Here is a 14318-nt window from a genome sequence, read left to right as displayed (position 1 = left end):
TCCTGGATCACCAACCAGTACGACTACTACGTGCTCGGCAACACCGCCCTCTCGTTCCCCGACGACGCCGGCATGGTGCGCGTGGACGAGGAGTCGGGCCTCGGCTTCTCCATCGCTACCGACTGCAATGGGCGCTACTGCCAGCTCGACCCGTACCAGGGTGCGCAGCTGGCCCTGGCCGAGGCCTATCGCAACGTCGCCGTCACCGGCGCCAAGCCCGTCGCGGTCACCGACTGCCTGAACTTCGGCAGCCCCGAGAACCCCGAGGTCATGTGGCAATTCGGGCAGGCCGTCGACGGCCTTGCCGACGGATGCCTCGAGCTGGGCATCCCGGTCACCGGCGGCAACGTCTCGTTCTACAACCAGACCGGCGACCAGCCGATCTTCCCCACCCCGGTCGTCGGCGTGCTCGGCATCATCGATGACGTCGCTCGTCGCATCCCGTCGGGGTGGCAGGATGCCGGCGAGAACATCTACCTGCTCGGGGTCACCGCCAACGAGCTCAGCGGCTCGGCGTGGGCGCAGACCGTGCACAACCACCTCGGCGGGCGGCCTCCGGCGGTCGACCTTGCCGCCGAGCGTCGGCTTGCCGATTTACTGCACGCGGGCGCGCTGCAGGGCCTGATCTCCAGCGCCCACGACCTTTCCAGCGGTGGGCTCGCGCAGGCCCTGGCCGAGGGCGTCATGCGCTTCGGCGTCGGTGCGCGCGTCTGGCTGAACGAGATCATCGAACGCGATGGCGTGGATGCGGCATCCGCCCTCTTCTCGGAGTCGACCGGCCGCGTGCTCGTCTCAGTCCCCCGCGAGGATGACGTGAAATTCCGCGGTCTGTGCGAGGGACGCGGCTACCCCGTGCTGCGTATCGGCGTGACCGATGCTCCCGGCGATGGCGCAGACCCGAGCCTCGAAGTACAGGGACTCTTCACGGTGTCGGCATCCGATCTGCGCGAGGTCTCGCGGGCGACGCTGCCGGCCGCATTCGGGCCGACGATCGCCGAACCCGCCCTCTAGACTGATCGCATGTCCGACGACGACACCAACGTCTACAGCGAGACCCGGCAGCGACGCATCAAGATCGTCGCGTGGGTCGTCATCGTTTCGCTGATTCTCGTGGGCGGTGGCGCCACCGTCCTCGCGCTGCTGTTCGGCTGAGCTCTTCTTCCGGCTTCCCCCCCCATACCCGGCGGGGGATACCGCGGTTAGCATGATCGCGTGGAACCGCTGTTCCAATTCCTCGGCGACTACTGGTGGCTCGTCTTCCCCCTGATGGGTGTCATGGGGATGATCGGCAGCGCCTGGGAGCGCGGTGCACGGCGCCGGCACAAGCGGCGACTCGAGATCCTGCAGGCCAAGGGCGAGATCCGTGCGGCGCAGGCCGCCGCACGAGGGCGCCCCCTCATCGGCATCACGCTTCCGGGCACCAAGGCACCGAAAGATCCTCTGGCGCAGCGCGTCGAGGACACGGTGGCCGCCGGAATGGGCACCGCGGCGCGAACGGCGCCATCGAGTTCGGCACCCGTGACACCGCTCCAGAAGCTCTTCGCCGCACACGACGCGGTGACCAAGCGCTGGCTCGAGTACGAACTGGATGTGGCGAAGATCATCGCCTACCCCGCCATGAGCGACGGCAGACAGCCGTTGACTGCGGCGTTCCTCCGAGCCAAGAAGGTCGCCGACCGGCTCCGCCCCGACTCCGAGAGCGCCAAGCTCTCGAAGGAACAGTTCACCGAGTACCGCACCGCGGTCACCGACTACGAGGTAGCCTTCGATCTTGCCGAGCGCGAGGCTCGCCGCATCCGCGATTCGTCCTTCACCGCCGACGAGCGCAAGCGCCTGAGCACCGCGCAGCAACTGCTGAGCGTCGCAATCGACCAGGCAGCGACTCCCGCCGAGCGACAGCTCGCGTACCGACGCGTGCGCGAAGAGCTCGACGGCCTGCTCGCGATCTCGGATGACGCGATCACCGTCCTTGAAGAGCGCGTCGCCCTCGAACTCCCCGCGACTCCCCCCGCCGCAGCTCCCACCGCAGAGCCGTCTGCTTCGGCATCCGAGCCGCCGCCCGGCCCCGCGGCGCCGGGCATCTGGCCCGTCCCGTCCCGCACTCCGCGCCCCTGACCGAAGCCGTTTGCCCCGGCAACTCCGCCTCGGGCGAGGTCTCGCTGACCCCACACGGATGCCGGGGTTGACGCACCCCGCGTTCTGTGGTTACCTACTTGAGTAACTAACCCAGAAACACATCGGAGGCGCGGATGATCGAAGAAGGCAAGGCCCTCTTCCTGCAGATCGCGGAGAGCGTCGAGGACTCGATCGTCGACGGGAGCCTGGCCGAAGAGGCACAGGCCCCCTCGACGAACGAACTCGCCGCCTTCTATCGGATCAACCCCGCCACGGCAGCGAAAGGAGTGACGATGCTCGTCGACAAGGGCGTGCTCTACAAGCGACGGGGCATCGGCATGTTCGTTGCCCCGGGCGCGCGGGAAAACCTGCTCGCCGAGCGACGCGCGGCATTCCGCGACCGCTACCTCACCCCCCTCTTGGCCGAAGCCCGAAAGCTCGGGCTCGGCTCCGAAGACCTCGCGCAGCTGCTCCGTGAGCACGCGCAGAACACGACAACGGAAGGCGACCAATGACCATCAACGATGTGGCACCCCCCGCGGGTGCCGGCGAGACGGTGATCGAGGTGAAGAACCTCACCAAGCGCTACCGCGATACTGTCGCGGTCGACGATGTGAGCTTCTCGATTCAGAAGAACACCATCTACGGCCTGCTCGGGCGCAACGGCGCGGGCAAGACCACCGTGATGTCGATCCTCACGGCGCAGAACTTCGCCACCTCCGGCGACGTGCGCGTGTTCGGTGAGCACCCGTACGAGAACGCTCGGGTGCTGCGCCGGCTGTGCTTCGTTCGCGAAAGCCAGCGTTACCCCGACGACGCGAAGCCGATCCATGCCTTCGCGACGGCGAAGCTCTTCTACCCCAACTGGAACCAGGAGCTCGCCGATCGCCTCATCACCGACTTTCGCCTCCCGGTGAGCACCCGCATCAAGAAGCTCTCGCGCGGACAGCTCTCGGCAGTCGGCGTCATCATCGGACTCGCATCGCGAGCGGAAGTGACCTTCTTCGACGAGCCGTACCTGGGGCTGGATGCCGTCGCCCGCCAGATCTTCTACGACCGGCTGCTCGAGGACTACACCGAGCACCCGCGTACCGTCATCCTCTCCAGTCACTTGATCGACGAGGTCTCCAACCTCATCGAGCGCGTGCTCGTCATCGACCGGGGTCAGATCATCATGGATGCCGCCACCGACGATGTGCGCAACCAGGCCACCGCCATCGTCGGGGATGCCGCTACCGTTGACGCCTTCGTCGCGGGGCGGGAGGTCCTGCACCGCGAGAGCCTCGGACGGGTGGCATCCGTCACTATCGCGGGCGCGCTGTCCGCAGATGAGCGCTCCCGCCTGACGGCCGCTGGTCTTGATATCGGTCCGGTATCGCTGCAGCAGTTGATCGTCCGCACGACCCAGCACGCCGACGAGACGGATGCCGCTGCATCCGATACGCGCACTACCACGAAGGGAGGCCAGCGATGAACCGCGTCGGAAACGTCGTCCGCATGCAGCTGGTCAACAGGCAGACGTTCATCTGGATCCCGCTGATCATCCTCGCAGGATCGCTCGTTGTCTCGATCGTGATCTGGTCGATGATCCCCTACGACGCCCCGAAGTACGGCGGCGGCGCCCAGGCACCCCTGTGGTATTTCTTCGCGGTCGGCATTATGGGAATGACCCAGACCTTCCCGTTCTCGCAAGCCATGAGCGTCACGCGCCGCGAGTTCTTCCTCGGCTCGCTGCTCACCGCCGGGCTGACGTCGGCGATCCTGACGGCGATCTTCGTCATCGGCGGATTCGTCGAGCAGGCGACCACCGGCTGGGGCGTCAATGGGTACTTCTTCTACCTCGACTGGATCTGGAGTTCGGGTCCAGCGGTGGCCGCGGTGCTCATCCTGTTCATGACAATGACCTTCTTCGTGACCGGCTTCGCGATCGCCACGATCTACAAGCGGTTCGGGCCTGCCGTCCTGACGGTCATCCTCGTTGGACTGGGGCTGCTGCTCGTCGGCGCGATGTGGCTCATCGGTCGTCTGAACGCTTGGGGGCAGGTCTTCGGCTGGATCGTGACGCAGGGCCCCGAGGGTCTCGCCGTCGGGCTGCTGATCACCCTGGTCGCTCTTTCCGGGATCGCCTACGGGCTGTTGCGGCGGACTATCCCCTGACGGATGCCGACACCAGGCAGCGGGGCTCCCGGCCAGATGGCCGGGAGCCCTCAGCGTACCTGCACCACCGCCACGTCGTCATCGCTGTCGTCGCCGCTCGCACGTCGTAGGCAATCTTTACTCATCGACGCTGACGTGCCGAGCCCCTACGGTCGGGTCGACGCCCCTGTCGCCATTGAGCCAAGGAGACCCATGCCCGCGCACCGTTCCCCCGTCACCGCCCTCGCCGCCGCCGCCCTGGCCGCGCTACTGCTCGCCGGCTGCACCGCCGACGGCACCGGCGCGGACGACGCCTCCGCCGCAACGGCTGACGCGATGGCTCCCGTCACCCAGGAATCTGACGAGGCGCCCGCCGAGCCCGAGGCCGAGCCCGAGGCCGAGCCCCAGGGCGAGCGTCCCGAGGGCCTCGACGCGAGCCTCCCGGTGCCACCCGGCACCCTGGTGAGCGCCACCCCGGAGTCGAGCGCATGGGAGTACATCTACTCGGGCGTCACGAGCGACGAGGCGCGCGCGTTCGCTGACTCACTGAAAGAGATGGGCTTCAAGCAGAAGGTTACCGTCGACTCCGACGGCGTCGAGCAGTGGTACTTCCAGAGCGCCGAGTGGGCGATCAAGCTCGAAGAGACCCATGCGGACGAGAGCCTGCGCTACTGGGTGGACCCGATCTCCGAATAGGCGACGCGCCATCCCTTGACGGATGCCGAAACCACGCAGAGGGGCTCCCGGCCAGATGGCCGGGAGCCCCTCGTCAGTGCCCGTGGATCACTGCACGATGATGGTGCTGAACGCGTTGGGGTTCTCCGAGATCCAGGCCTCAACAGCCTCGGCCTCGCGGCCCTCGCCGTACTCGTTCACGACCATGTCCTCAAGCGAGGCGTAGTCCGCGTCGCTCAGCTGGATGCCGGCGATGAGGTCGGCTGCCTCGGGGCAACGCTCCGAGAATCCGGCGGTGCCGAGGAAGTGCAGAGCCTCGGGCTCGCCCATGGCGCCCTGCGGGTCCTCGAGGTCCTTCAGACCGTAGGCCGCGTTGGCCCAGAACGGACGCCACGAGGTCACGACGATGTCCTCCTGTGCGTCGACGGCGTTGCCGAGCTCGGTGAGCATCGCGGCGGTCGACGAGGTGACGAGCTCGTACTCGCCGTCCAGGCCATATGCGGGCATCATGACGTCCTGGGTCTGAGCGGTCAGGCCCGCGCCCGGCTCGATGCCGACGATGCGGCCGCCGAAACGGTCCGCGTTGCCCGCGAGGTCCTCGATCGAGGTGATGTCGACGTAGTCGGGAACCGCGATCGTGAGCTTGGCGCCCTCGTAGTAGGCGTCCAGGTCCTCGATGTTGTCGCCGTACTCCTCCATGTACGAGGCGTGAGTGAGCTCAGGCCATGCGGAGGGGTAGATGTCGACGTCGCCCTGGGCGAGACCGGCGTAGAGCGGGCCCGCTTCGGTGAGCGTCTGCATCTCGACGTCGATGCCGAGCGCGCCGAGCTGGTTCTGCAGCAGGTACGCGGTGCTCAGGCCGTCCGTCCACGAGGGGAGGAAGCCGAGCGTGACGGTCTCGCAGCTCATGTCGCCGGAGGCGTCGGTCTGGTCGCCACTGGGCTCGGAGGCGCTGCTGCAGCCCGCGAGCGCGAGTGTGGCCACGGCCCCGAGAGCCAATGCTGTGCTGAGGTGTCGCTTGTTCATGTGAAACGCATCCTTCATGTATGTCTCGTTCGTTCCGTATCTTCTTCTCTTGGTGGGAAGCCGCGTGGTGTCCGCGCTCCTCCTCAGCCGGTGGTCACCGGCTGCCCGTGGGCTGGAGTGCCTCCGTTCCCACGTGGTTCTGTGTGTCCTCGTCCCTCGACTGCGCGGCTACTGTGGCGCGCGCGGTCCGTCGGCGCGCGAGCACGCTCCGTAGCGACGAGGGGTAGTCGGCGCGGTTGCCCAGCGCTGCAGTCACCCGGTCCAGGTAGACGGCGATGATCACGACGCCGAGGCCTGCCTCCACGCCAAGGGCGAGATTGACCGTCGACACCGACTGGACGACGATCTTGCCGAGGCCGTCCGCGCCGACGATTCCGGCGAGAACCGCCATCGACAGTGCCAGCATGATGACCTGGTTGACACCGGCCATGATCGTCGGCGTCGCCAACGGCAGCTGGATGCCGCGCAGGATCTGCGAGGGCGTTGCGCCGAAAGCCTGGCCAGCCTCGACGGTCTCCGAATCGACTCCGCGGATGCCGAGCTCGGTCAGGCGCACGCCCGGAGGCAGCGCGAAGATGACCGTCGCAACCAGGCCCGGCACGACCCCGATGCTGAAGAACGTGATGGCAGGGATCAGGTAGACAAACGCCGGCATCGTCTGCATGAAGTCCAGCACCGGCTTGAGAATCGTCCGTACCGTGTCGTTTCGTGCCGACCAGATCCCGAGCGGAATCGCAATGGCTAGCGCGACCACGGTCGCCACCAGGACCAGGGAGAGCGTCTGCATGGTCGGGATCCAGAGGTCCATCGCAATGATGAACACAAAGGCCAGCACCGTGCCGACAGCCATCTGCCACGACCGCACGAGCCATCCGATGAGCGCGAAGACGACGATCATCGCGGGGATGGGGATGATCAGGAGGATGTCGGTGAGTCCGTCGACGAGGAATCGCACGACGACGGTGATGAAATCGAACAGACCGCTGAGGTTATCTCGCAGCCAGTCGACGACTGTCTCGACCCACTGGCCGATAGGAATGCGGAAATCCATCAGACAACCTCTTCCGCGTCGCTGGTGTGTTCTTCGTCATGGGGCACCTGCGCGAGCACTTCGTCGATCTCTGCCCCCGAAACAGGAATGACCGGGATCGTGATCTCGCCCGTGGCGCCGGTTCCTGGCCCGAGCGCTGCCAGGAGAGTCACGCGGGGAATGACGCCGGTCAATCTGCCGTGGTCGTCGACAACAGCCAAGGGCAGGGGCGACTCGACAGAGGGCACGAACAGGTTGATGAGTACCTCATCCTCCCGAACGCTCTGCGGGGCCCGCTTGATCGCCGAACCGATCGACTTCTCTCCCGCCTGGACGAGCTTCATCGCGTCACGGTCGGTGACGATCCCCACGAGCCTGCGGTCGCGTCCCACGACGTAGGCCGCGGCGGTGTAGGCGTCGCGCATCTGCCGCAGCGCGGTCCGCGGACCCGCGGTCTCGGTGACGACGGCGCGGGGCCGTTCCATCACGTTCGCCGCGGTCAACACGCGCGCACGATCCACGTCTTGGACGAACTGCTCCACGTAGTCGTTGGCGGGGTCGGTGAGGATGTCCTCGGGTGTGCCGATCTGCACGATGCGGCCATCGCGCATCACGGCGATGCGGTCACCGAGGAGCATCGCCTCATTGAGGTCGTGGGTGATGAAGACGATCGTCTTCTGCAGCTTCTCCTGAAGCTCGAGCAGTTGCTCCTGCATTTCCCGTCGAATCAGGGGGTCCAGGGCGCTGAAAGCCTCATCCATCAGCAGCACGTCAGGATCGGCTGCCAACGCGCGAGCGATCCCCACACGCTGCTGCATGCCGCCGGAGAGTGCCGAGGGAAGCTTGTCTCCCCAGCCTTCGAGCCCGACCAGCGCGAGGATCTCTTCCGCCTTCGCCAGCCGCTCGGAGCGCTCGACACCACGGAGCTGCAACGGGTAGGCGACGTTGTCAGCGACGGACCGATGCGGCAGCAGCGCGAAGTGCTGGAAGACCATCGACACGCGATCGCGCCGCAACTCACGCAGCTTGGCGGGCGTCGTGTCGGTGACCGACTCGCCGCGGACAGTGACGGACCCGGCGGTTGCCTCGTACAGTCCGTTGAGCATGCGGATGATCGTTGACTTGCCGGACCCCGACAGGCCCATGATCACGAAGATCTCGCCGGGGGCGACCGCGAAGCTCGCGTCGATGACGGCGGCGGTCCCCTCATCTGCGACGTCAGCGCGCGACTGTCCAGCGCGAAGACGTTTGACGGCCGACTGGGGGTTCTTGCCGAAGACCTTGAAAAGGCCTTGCGCTTCTAACGCAGGAGTTGTGGTCACTGTGCACCTTGGCAGCCGCTGCAGCTGGCTGCATCGGTCACGCCCGGGTGGCGATCACGGGCACGCGGAAACGGGCACGCATGCGCTGGCGTCGAATGTCGGATTCGAGCACGATCACCGACCGTACGCTCGCCGACAGTGAAAATCGGCAACCGCGGACTGGGTCGACGGGTTCGGGGAACCCAGCGAGCCAAGTTACCAGGCTTCCCCGCCGATAGCCACCCGGTGGCGCTTGAGCTCAGCGCCCGTCAGCAGCTTCCGTGTGGTGGCGGATCACCTCGGCGACAACGAACGAGAACCACTTCTGCGCGAATTCGGGATCCAGATCCGCGTCCTCGGCGAGGCGGCGCAGCCGCGCCACCTGCTGCTCTTCTCGCGTGGGATCGGAGGCCGGCATACCGTGCTCGGCCTTCAAGACACCCACCTGTTTTGTGGCCCGGAAACGCTCGGCGAGCATGAAGATCAGCGCCGCGTCGATGTTGTCGATCGTCGCGCGGAGGCGTAGCAGGTCGGTAACAGGGTCGATCGGCTCGGTCATCCCACTCCCTTCGGACTGTGTCGAGAGTATCGCCTCCCCCTCACCGAGAGAGCGGCCCCCTAGAGTGTGACCATGAGCGACGAGAGCCCGACCCCGCCAGCGACAGCGGCACCCGCGAAGGATGCCTCCGCCGACGTCACCTCGGCACCGGCGGATGCAGCCGCTGGCACCCCCGAGCGGCGGCCGTTCTGGGTCGGCCTCGACCAGCCCTTCGCCGTCGGCTTCGCTGTCACCCTGGGCGGACTGGCGGCGATTCTGCTCGGCCTGGCGGTATCGAACCTCGCGACCGTCATCATCTACGTCAGCTTCGCGCTGTTCGCTGCGCTCGGCCTGGACCCGATCGTGCGGGCGCTCGAGCGCAAGGGTGTGCGACGGGTCTGGGGGATGGTGATCGTCTACGTCGGCTTCCTCCTGGTCATTGCCGGCGTCATGCTCCTGATCATGCCGACGGTCATCTCACAGGTGGCTCAGTTCATCCGCGACATCCCGACGATGATCAACGACTTCGAGAAGTCGGACGCGTTCGGGTGGATGCAGACGAATTTCGGCGACCAGATCGGCACGATCCTCAACGATGTCGAGAACTTCATCCTCAACCCCGCGAACATCGCCTCGATCACGGGCGGTGTGCTGGCGGTCGGCGCGGGGATCGCGACGGCGATCTCGGGCATCATCATCGTGATCGTCCTGAGCCTGTACTTCCTCGCCTCGCTCAACACGATCAAGGCCAGCTTCGTCCGCCTCACTCCCGCACGGGCGCGGGCGAAGGTCACCGAGATGACCGAGCAGATCACCGACGGTATCGGTGGTTACCTCATGGGGATGGTGATTCTCGCGTTCTTCAACTCGGTCGTCGCCTTCTTCCTGCACCTCTTCCTCGGACTTCCCTTCCCCGCGCTGATGGCCGTGGTCGCTTTCTGCATCACGCTCATCCCCCTCGTCGGTTCCGTGCTGTACTGGGGCATCGCCACGGTGGTCGCGCTGTTCACGAACCCGATCACCGCCCTGATTTTTGCCGCGCTGTATCTCATCTACATGCAGCTGGAGGCGTACGTGCTGACACCGCGGGTCATGAACCGCGCGATTTCGGTTCCCGGCTCGCTCGTGGTCATCGGAGCCCTCGTCGGCGGAACTCTCCTGGGCCTGCTCGGCGCGCTCGTCGCGATCCCGATCACCGCGTCCATCCTGCTGATCATCAAGCAGGTCGTGATCCCTCGGCAGGACGCGAAACTCTAGGCCATCTGGACGCGGTCAGACCGGTCCAGCAGCCCCAGCCGGTAAGCGGCGGGAACCGCATGGTGACGCGAGGTCACCCCGAGCTTTCGGTAGATCGCTGACAACTGCGTCTTGACCGTGCTCTGCGACACCGACAACGCCTTGGCCATGTCAGAGACCGAGCCGTAGCACTCGAGAGCCTTCAGCACGACAGCTTCTCGCGGCGTCAATCGCGGACGCTCCGTCACCACGAGCGCAGCCGACGCCTTCTCCACGGCAGCTTCGAACGCCGTGCGCATCCCGCGTTCCGACAGGTCGACGATCTCATCCATGAGCCATCCGGGCGTATGCGCGATGATCCGGACCAGACCCGCAGCGACGACCATGCCTCCACACACGACGCTGAGCCCGACCATCTGCTCGCGTGGGCGGAGTGGCGCGCCAAGAGCTTCCATGACGAGGTCGCGGTCTGGACACCGCTTGCAGTGCTGACCGCACGCGGACGAATTCGAGAGATCCACATCTCGCCGCCGATGCGCGTCCCGCTACCCGCCGCCACACCGCCACAACCGGAGGAGAGCGCCGCATGAGTCGCATCCACAGGCGCAAGCGATCGCGCGAGCGACGACCTGCACCGCCACCGAGCGGGCCGCGGTGGTGGCACTACCTTCTCGTGGGTCTGATCGCAGCCGCTGCAATCGCTCGCGCTGCAGCGGCGCTCATGCAGGATCACTCGCCCCCGCGGCCAGGCGACCGCACCGTGTCGCTCAGTGTCCCCGCTGCTTGCTCGGAGCCCGGGGTGAGTGCATAGCCCCTCCGCGCTCCCGAGAGCGCCAGAGGATGCCGGCGGCGATCACACCCTGCACCATGACGATCGCGCTGACGACAGCCGCAATCGTCCCCGCGGCTTGGTCGGATGCCGTGATCAGATCAAATCCGCCGTGCCAGATCAGCACGGGAATGATGCTCCACCCAGCGCCGCGGCCCATCCATGCGAGGAGGTAGGAGCCCGTGACAAGGGCAAGCATCCAGCCGATGATGCCGGGGCCCATCTCGCGATAGGTCGGGTTGAAGACGAAAGCCGGCGCATGCCACACGATCCACACACCTGCGACGGTGAGCGCAGCCCAGAACGTGGACAGACGCTCCGCGAGGTGCGGCAGCAACCAGCCCCGCCATCCCGCTTCCTCCCCGAGCCCGAAGGTGAGGATCCACACGACGGCCACGGCTGCCACGTTCCACCCGGGAAGCTTCTCGGTCAGTCCGAACTGCGTCATGTCGGGCCAGCCGCCTGCGACGATGGCCGCGGTGAGGTAGCCGATCAGGAAGTACGCGATCGGCATCCCTAGGGCCCACCACCACCACACCCCGCGGAACCGCACCGAGAAGGTGCGCAGAGCCCCCGCGCGCACCCCTCGCCAGCCGCCACTGAAGGCGCTGGCGGCAACCGCGCCCGCGAGCGGACCGAACGAACCGACGAAGAAGATGAGGGGAACCGGCGGCAGCTCGGTCGAGCCCAGCGCCGCAACCACCAGGGGCGCCCACACCAGCCACGTGAACCCGAACGCGACAACCAGATAGACGACGACGCTCCCTCGGCGTCCGGCTACGGCCGTGTCAACGGCAGACGGCATCTCGACCTCCGCGCAAGCACTGGTGACCGCTCTCAGGCGGCGAGCTGGGAGTTAGACCCCTGCGGCGATTGTCACGGTAGGCGCAGGAGGCAGGTCGGTGAAGGGACCTCGGTCCTGGTCCTGGCACGCCCCGGAATCCCGCGAGCATCGAAAGGCAACACCGCGACGTCGCTCGATCGCTGGCCCGCGACGAGCAAACCGTCACCGACGACCAGGTGGTGCCGCGGCCAGTCGACTCCGGCCTCCACGAGCGCGAGCGGCGAGACCGTCTCGCCGTCACCGGTCACCCGCATCACGGCGATCGTGTTGCTTCCCCGCACCCCGGCATAGAGGAGTGTGGCGTCGGCAGATCGCGCGAGTTCCGCGGCAGTGTCACCGTCGAGGGTCCCCGTGCCCAGCGGCGTTCCGCCGACCAGATGCCACGTTCCGGTGTCGTCCGGGGCCAGCACGAACAGTTCGCACGAGAGCTCCGCGACGATGTACAGGTGGCCGCTCGGGTGCAGGATGCCGTGCCGCGGCCCGGAGCCGCGGGGCAGCGTCACCTCCTGTACGAGCCGTGGCGCACGAGATCCCGTCTGCCAAAACCTGACGAGGTCGAACCCCATGTCCGTCGTAGCGACGACACCGGGGCTCACGACGATCGACTGATGGGCGTGCGAGACCCGCGGCTCGTGGTCGAACCCCGCGTATGGATCGGATGCCGCATCCGCCGTCGCAGAACCGCGGATGCCGCCGTCAGTGTCCAGCTCGAGCTGCACGACCTGGCCGTCTCCCCAACAGGCGACGAAGAGCCGCTCACGACCGGCGAGAATGTGGCACGGCGCGGCGCCGACAGGGGTCGGCTGCCCGAGAGCGTCCCACTGGTCGGGTCCCCGCTCCTGGAAGGCCTGGACTGCTCCCGAGCCTTCGAGGGTTGCGTAGACCACGTCGAGGGTCGGATGCTTCGCCGCCCAGGACGGCGACGGGGCCGAGGCCAGGGTGCCGCGCCAGCTCAGCACGCCGCCCGTCGTCGAGTCGGCGTCGCCGGCGGCGAGCAGGCCGATCCCCTCGGCAGTGCCCTCCATGTCGGCCGTGTAGCCGCCTACAAGAAAACGCATGGGTGAGAGAGCTCAGTCGACCAGGTCGTGGCGCACGATGACGGCATCCCGGCCGGGTCCGACACCGATCACCGAGATGCGGGTGCCGCTCATCTCCTCGAGGGCGAGGACGTAGTCCTGAGCTTCCAGCGGTAGGTCCTCGAACGTTCGCGCCCCGGAGATGTCCTCGCTCCAGCCGGGCAGGTACTCCAGGATCGGGCGCGCGTGGTGGAAGTCCGACTGATTGTCGGGCACGTCGTCGAAGCGGCGCCCGTCGACCTCGTACGCGACGCACACGGGGATCTGCTCGAGCCCGGTCAGGATGTCGAGTTTGGTGAGCACCAGGTCGGTGATGCCGTTGATACGCGTGGCGTACCTGGTGATGGGCGCGTCGTACCACCCGACCCGCCGCGGGCGCCCGGTCGTGGTCCCGAACTCGAACCCACGCTGACGGATCCACTCGCCCTGCTCGTCGAAGAGCTCCGTCGGGAAGGGGCCGGAGCCGACGCGCGTCGTGTAGGCCTTGACGATGCCGACGATCCGGTCGAGGCGATTGGGGCCGACGCCGGATCCTGTCGCGGCACCGCCCGCGGTAGCCGACGAAGACGTGACGAATGGGTAGGTGCCGTGGTCGACATCGAGCATGGTGGCCTGGCCGCCCTCGAACACGACGAGTTCGCCCTTGTCGAGCGCGTCGTTGAGCAGGAGCGAGGTGTCGGTCACCATCGGGCGAAGCCGTTCGGTGTACGAGAGCAGGTCCTCGACGATCTCGTCGACCTCGATCGCGCGACGGTTGTAGACCTTCACGAGCAGGTGGTTCTTCTGCTCGAGGGCGCCCTCGACCTTCTGCCGCAGGATCTTCTCGTCGAACAGGTCCTGCATCCGGATGCCGACACGGTTGATCTTGTCGGCGTACGCCGGCCCGATGCCGCGCCCCGTCGTTCCGATCTGGCGCTTGCCGAGGAAGCGCTCGGTGACCTTGTCGAGCGTGCGGTGATACTGCGTGATGACGTGTGCCGCGGAGCTGATCTTCAACCGTGAGGTGTCGATCCCGCGAGCGCGCAAAGCCTCGAGCTCGCCGAAGAGGACCTCGAGGTCGACCACGACTCCGTTGCCGATGACCGCGTTCACTCCCGGCGAGAGGATGCCCGAGGGAAGCAAGTGGAGGGCGTACTTCTCATCGCCGATCACAACGGTGTGACCGGCGTTGTTGCCGCCGTTGAACTTGACGACCCAGTCGGTGCGGTCACCGAGCAGATCAGTGGCTTTGCCCTTGCCCTCGTCGCCCCACTGCACTCCGACGATCACGATGCCTGGCATGACGAATTCCCCCGGGGTGACGAGCTGGTAGGTCTCGAGTCTATCGGCGCGTCGCGTCCCGGCCCGAGAAGGCTTTCGCGCTCCCGCTGGATATCGTGAGCACATGCTGAGATCACGGGCCTGGGCCAACGCGTGGGCGGCGTTGCGACTGCTCGCAGCTGCCGCCGGCGTGGCGGCAATCGTCGGCCAGCTGGTGCGCACCCTGAGCATCTCCGCCAGCAACGGTTGGCC

General features: G+C 66.8%; 16 protein-coding genes. 8 read left to right on the top strand and 8 right to left on the bottom strand.

Going from position 1 to position 14318, the window contains the following annotated elements:
* The 7 genes from B3587_RS01270 to B3587_RS01240 all read left to right on the top strand — a co-directional run.
* A partial coding sequence (locus B3587_RS01270) for an AIR synthase related protein (protein ID WP_292725967.1) occupies positions 1-1011 on the top strand: 1011 nt, incomplete at its 5' end.
* A gap of 9 nt (positions 1012-1020) precedes the next feature.
* Complete coding sequence (locus tag B3587_RS01265; protein ID WP_267189853.1) at positions 1021-1152, top strand: hypothetical protein; 132 nt, start codon at positions 1021-1023, stop codon at positions 1150-1152.
* Between the two features lie 60 nt (positions 1153-1212).
* The gene (locus B3587_RS01260; RefSeq protein ID WP_292725965.1) at positions 1213-2115 is read left to right on the top strand and encodes a hypothetical protein; all 903 of its coding nucleotides are present in this window, start codon (positions 1213-1215) and stop codon (positions 2113-2115) included.
* Positions 2116-2249: 134 nt separating this feature from the next.
* A complete protein-coding gene (locus B3587_RS01255; RefSeq protein ID WP_228179312.1) occupies positions 2250-2630 on the top strand; it encodes a GntR family transcriptional regulator in 381 nt (126 codons plus the stop codon).
* The gene (locus B3587_RS01250) at positions 2627-3589 is read left to right on the top strand and encodes an ABC transporter ATP-binding protein (RefSeq protein ID WP_292725962.1); all 963 of its coding nucleotides are present in this window, start codon (positions 2627-2629) and stop codon (positions 3587-3589) included. The genes B3587_RS01255 and B3587_RS01250 overlap by 4 nt, the downstream gene beginning before the upstream one ends.
* The gene (locus B3587_RS01245) at positions 3586-4272 is read left to right on the top strand and encodes a hypothetical protein (protein ID WP_228179314.1); all 687 of its coding nucleotides are present in this window, start codon (positions 3586-3588) and stop codon (positions 4270-4272) included. Before B3587_RS01250 ends, B3587_RS01245 begins: the two co-directional genes overlap by 4 nt.
* A 192-nt stretch (positions 4273-4464) precedes the next feature.
* Positions 4465-4947 carry a hypothetical protein gene (locus tag B3587_RS01240; RefSeq protein WP_228179315.1) on the top strand — a complete coding sequence of 161 codons (483 nt, stop codon included), beginning with the start codon at positions 4465-4467 and terminating at the stop codon, positions 4945-4947.
* A gap of 87 nt (positions 4948-5034) precedes the next feature.
* Here the strand turns inward: B3587_RS01240 and B3587_RS01235 are convergent, their stop codons facing one another.
* The 4 genes from B3587_RS01235 to B3587_RS01220 form a co-directional block, all read right to left on the bottom strand.
* Positions 5035-5952 carry a glycine betaine ABC transporter substrate-binding protein gene (locus tag B3587_RS01235; RefSeq protein WP_228179324.1) on the bottom strand — a complete coding sequence of 306 codons (918 nt, stop codon included), beginning with the start codon at positions 5950-5952 and terminating at the stop codon, positions 5035-5037.
* Between the two features lie 94 nt (positions 5953-6046).
* Entirely contained in the window at positions 6047-7003 is a 957-nt protein-coding gene (locus tag B3587_RS01230) for an ABC transporter permease (RefSeq protein WP_228179316.1), read from the bottom strand.
* A complete protein-coding gene (locus B3587_RS01225) occupies positions 7003-8304 on the bottom strand; it encodes a quaternary amine ABC transporter ATP-binding protein (RefSeq protein WP_228179317.1) in 1302 nt (433 codons plus the stop codon). Before B3587_RS01225 ends, B3587_RS01230 begins: the two co-directional genes overlap by 1 nt.
* Before the next feature lie 238 nt (positions 8305-8542).
* Complete coding sequence (locus B3587_RS01220) at positions 8543-8842, bottom strand: chorismate mutase (RefSeq protein WP_228179318.1); 300 nt, start codon at positions 8840-8842, stop codon at positions 8543-8545.
* A gap of 72 nt (positions 8843-8914) precedes the next feature.
* Between B3587_RS01220 and B3587_RS01215 the strand changes: the two genes are divergently transcribed.
* Positions 8915-10078, top strand: coding sequence for an AI-2E family transporter (locus tag B3587_RS01215; protein ID WP_228179319.1), 1164 nt, complete (start codon positions 8915-8917; stop codon positions 10076-10078).
* Here B3587_RS01215 and B3587_RS01210 read toward each other — a convergent pair.
* From B3587_RS01210 to B3587_RS01195, 4 genes are all read right to left on the bottom strand, one after another.
* Positions 10075-10512, bottom strand: coding sequence for a response regulator transcription factor (locus B3587_RS01210; RefSeq protein WP_228179253.1), 438 nt, complete (start codon positions 10510-10512; stop codon positions 10075-10077). The two genes, B3587_RS01215 and B3587_RS01210, sit on opposite strands and share 4 nt — an antisense overlap.
* 312 nt (positions 10513-10824) lie before the next feature.
* Positions 10825-11691 carry a CPBP family intramembrane glutamic endopeptidase gene (locus B3587_RS01205; RefSeq protein ID WP_292725956.1) on the bottom strand — a complete coding sequence of 289 codons (867 nt, stop codon included), beginning with the start codon at positions 11689-11691 and terminating at the stop codon, positions 10825-10827.
* A 71-nt stretch (positions 11692-11762) separates the two neighbouring features.
* Entirely contained in the window at positions 11763-12788 is a 1026-nt protein-coding gene (locus B3587_RS01200) for a lactonase family protein (RefSeq protein WP_292725954.1), read from the bottom strand.
* A gap of 12 nt (positions 12789-12800) precedes the next feature.
* Positions 12801-14087 (bottom strand): adenylosuccinate synthase, encoded by a 1287-nt coding sequence (locus B3587_RS01195; protein WP_292725952.1) that lies wholly within the window; start codon positions 14085-14087, stop codon positions 12801-12803.
* Positions 14088-14318: the final 231 nt, after the last annotated feature.

This window comes from Microbacterium sp. UBA837, assembly GCF_002296025.1.
Taxonomy (GTDB): Bacteria; Actinomycetota; Actinomycetes; order Actinomycetales; family Microbacteriaceae; genus Microbacterium.
This window is presented reverse-complemented; position numbering and strand designations above follow the sequence as displayed.

Coding starts and splice junctions, on each gene's coding strand:
- B3587_RS01265 (WP_267189853.1), top strand. CDS start 1,021: ATGTCCGACGACGACACCAACGTCTACAGCGAGACCCGGCAGCGACGC.
- B3587_RS01255 (WP_228179312.1), top strand. CDS start 2,250: ATGATCGAAGAAGGCAAGGCCCTCTTCCTGCAGATCGCGGAGAGCGTC.
- B3587_RS01250 (WP_292725962.1), top strand. CDS start 2,627: ATGACCATCAACGATGTGGCACCCCCCGCGGGTGCCGGCGAGACGGTG.
- B3587_RS01245 (WP_228179314.1), top strand. CDS start 3,586: ATGAACCGCGTCGGAAACGTCGTCCGCATGCAGCTGGTCAACAGGCAG.
- B3587_RS01240 (WP_228179315.1), top strand. CDS start 4,465: ATGCCCGCGCACCGTTCCCCCGTCACCGCCCTCGCCGCCGCCGCCCTG.
- B3587_RS01235 (WP_228179324.1), bottom strand. CDS start 5,952: ATGAACAAGCGACACCTCAGCACAGCATTGGCTCTCGGGGCCGTGGCC.
- B3587_RS01230 (WP_228179316.1), bottom strand. CDS start 7,003: ATGGATTTCCGCATTCCTATCGGCCAGTGGGTCGAGACAGTCGTCGAC.
- B3587_RS01220 (WP_228179318.1), bottom strand. CDS start 8,842: ATGACCGAGCCGATCGACCCTGTTACCGACCTGCTACGCCTCCGCGCG.
- B3587_RS01215 (WP_228179319.1), top strand. CDS start 8,915: ATGAGCGACGAGAGCCCGACCCCGCCAGCGACAGCGGCACCCGCGAAG.
- B3587_RS01210 (WP_228179253.1), bottom strand. CDS start 10,512: ATGGAAGCTCTTGGCGCGCCACTCCGCCCACGCGAGCAGATGGTCGGG.
- B3587_RS01205 (WP_292725956.1), bottom strand. CDS start 11,691: ATGCCGTCTGCCGTTGACACGGCCGTAGCCGGACGCCGAGGGAGCGTC.
- B3587_RS01200 (WP_292725954.1), bottom strand. CDS start 12,788: ATGCGTTTTCTTGTAGGCGGCTACACGGCCGACATGGAGGGCACTGCC.
- B3587_RS01195 (WP_292725952.1), bottom strand. CDS start 14,087: ATGCCAGGCATCGTGATCGTCGGAGTGCAGTGGGGCGACGAGGGCAAG.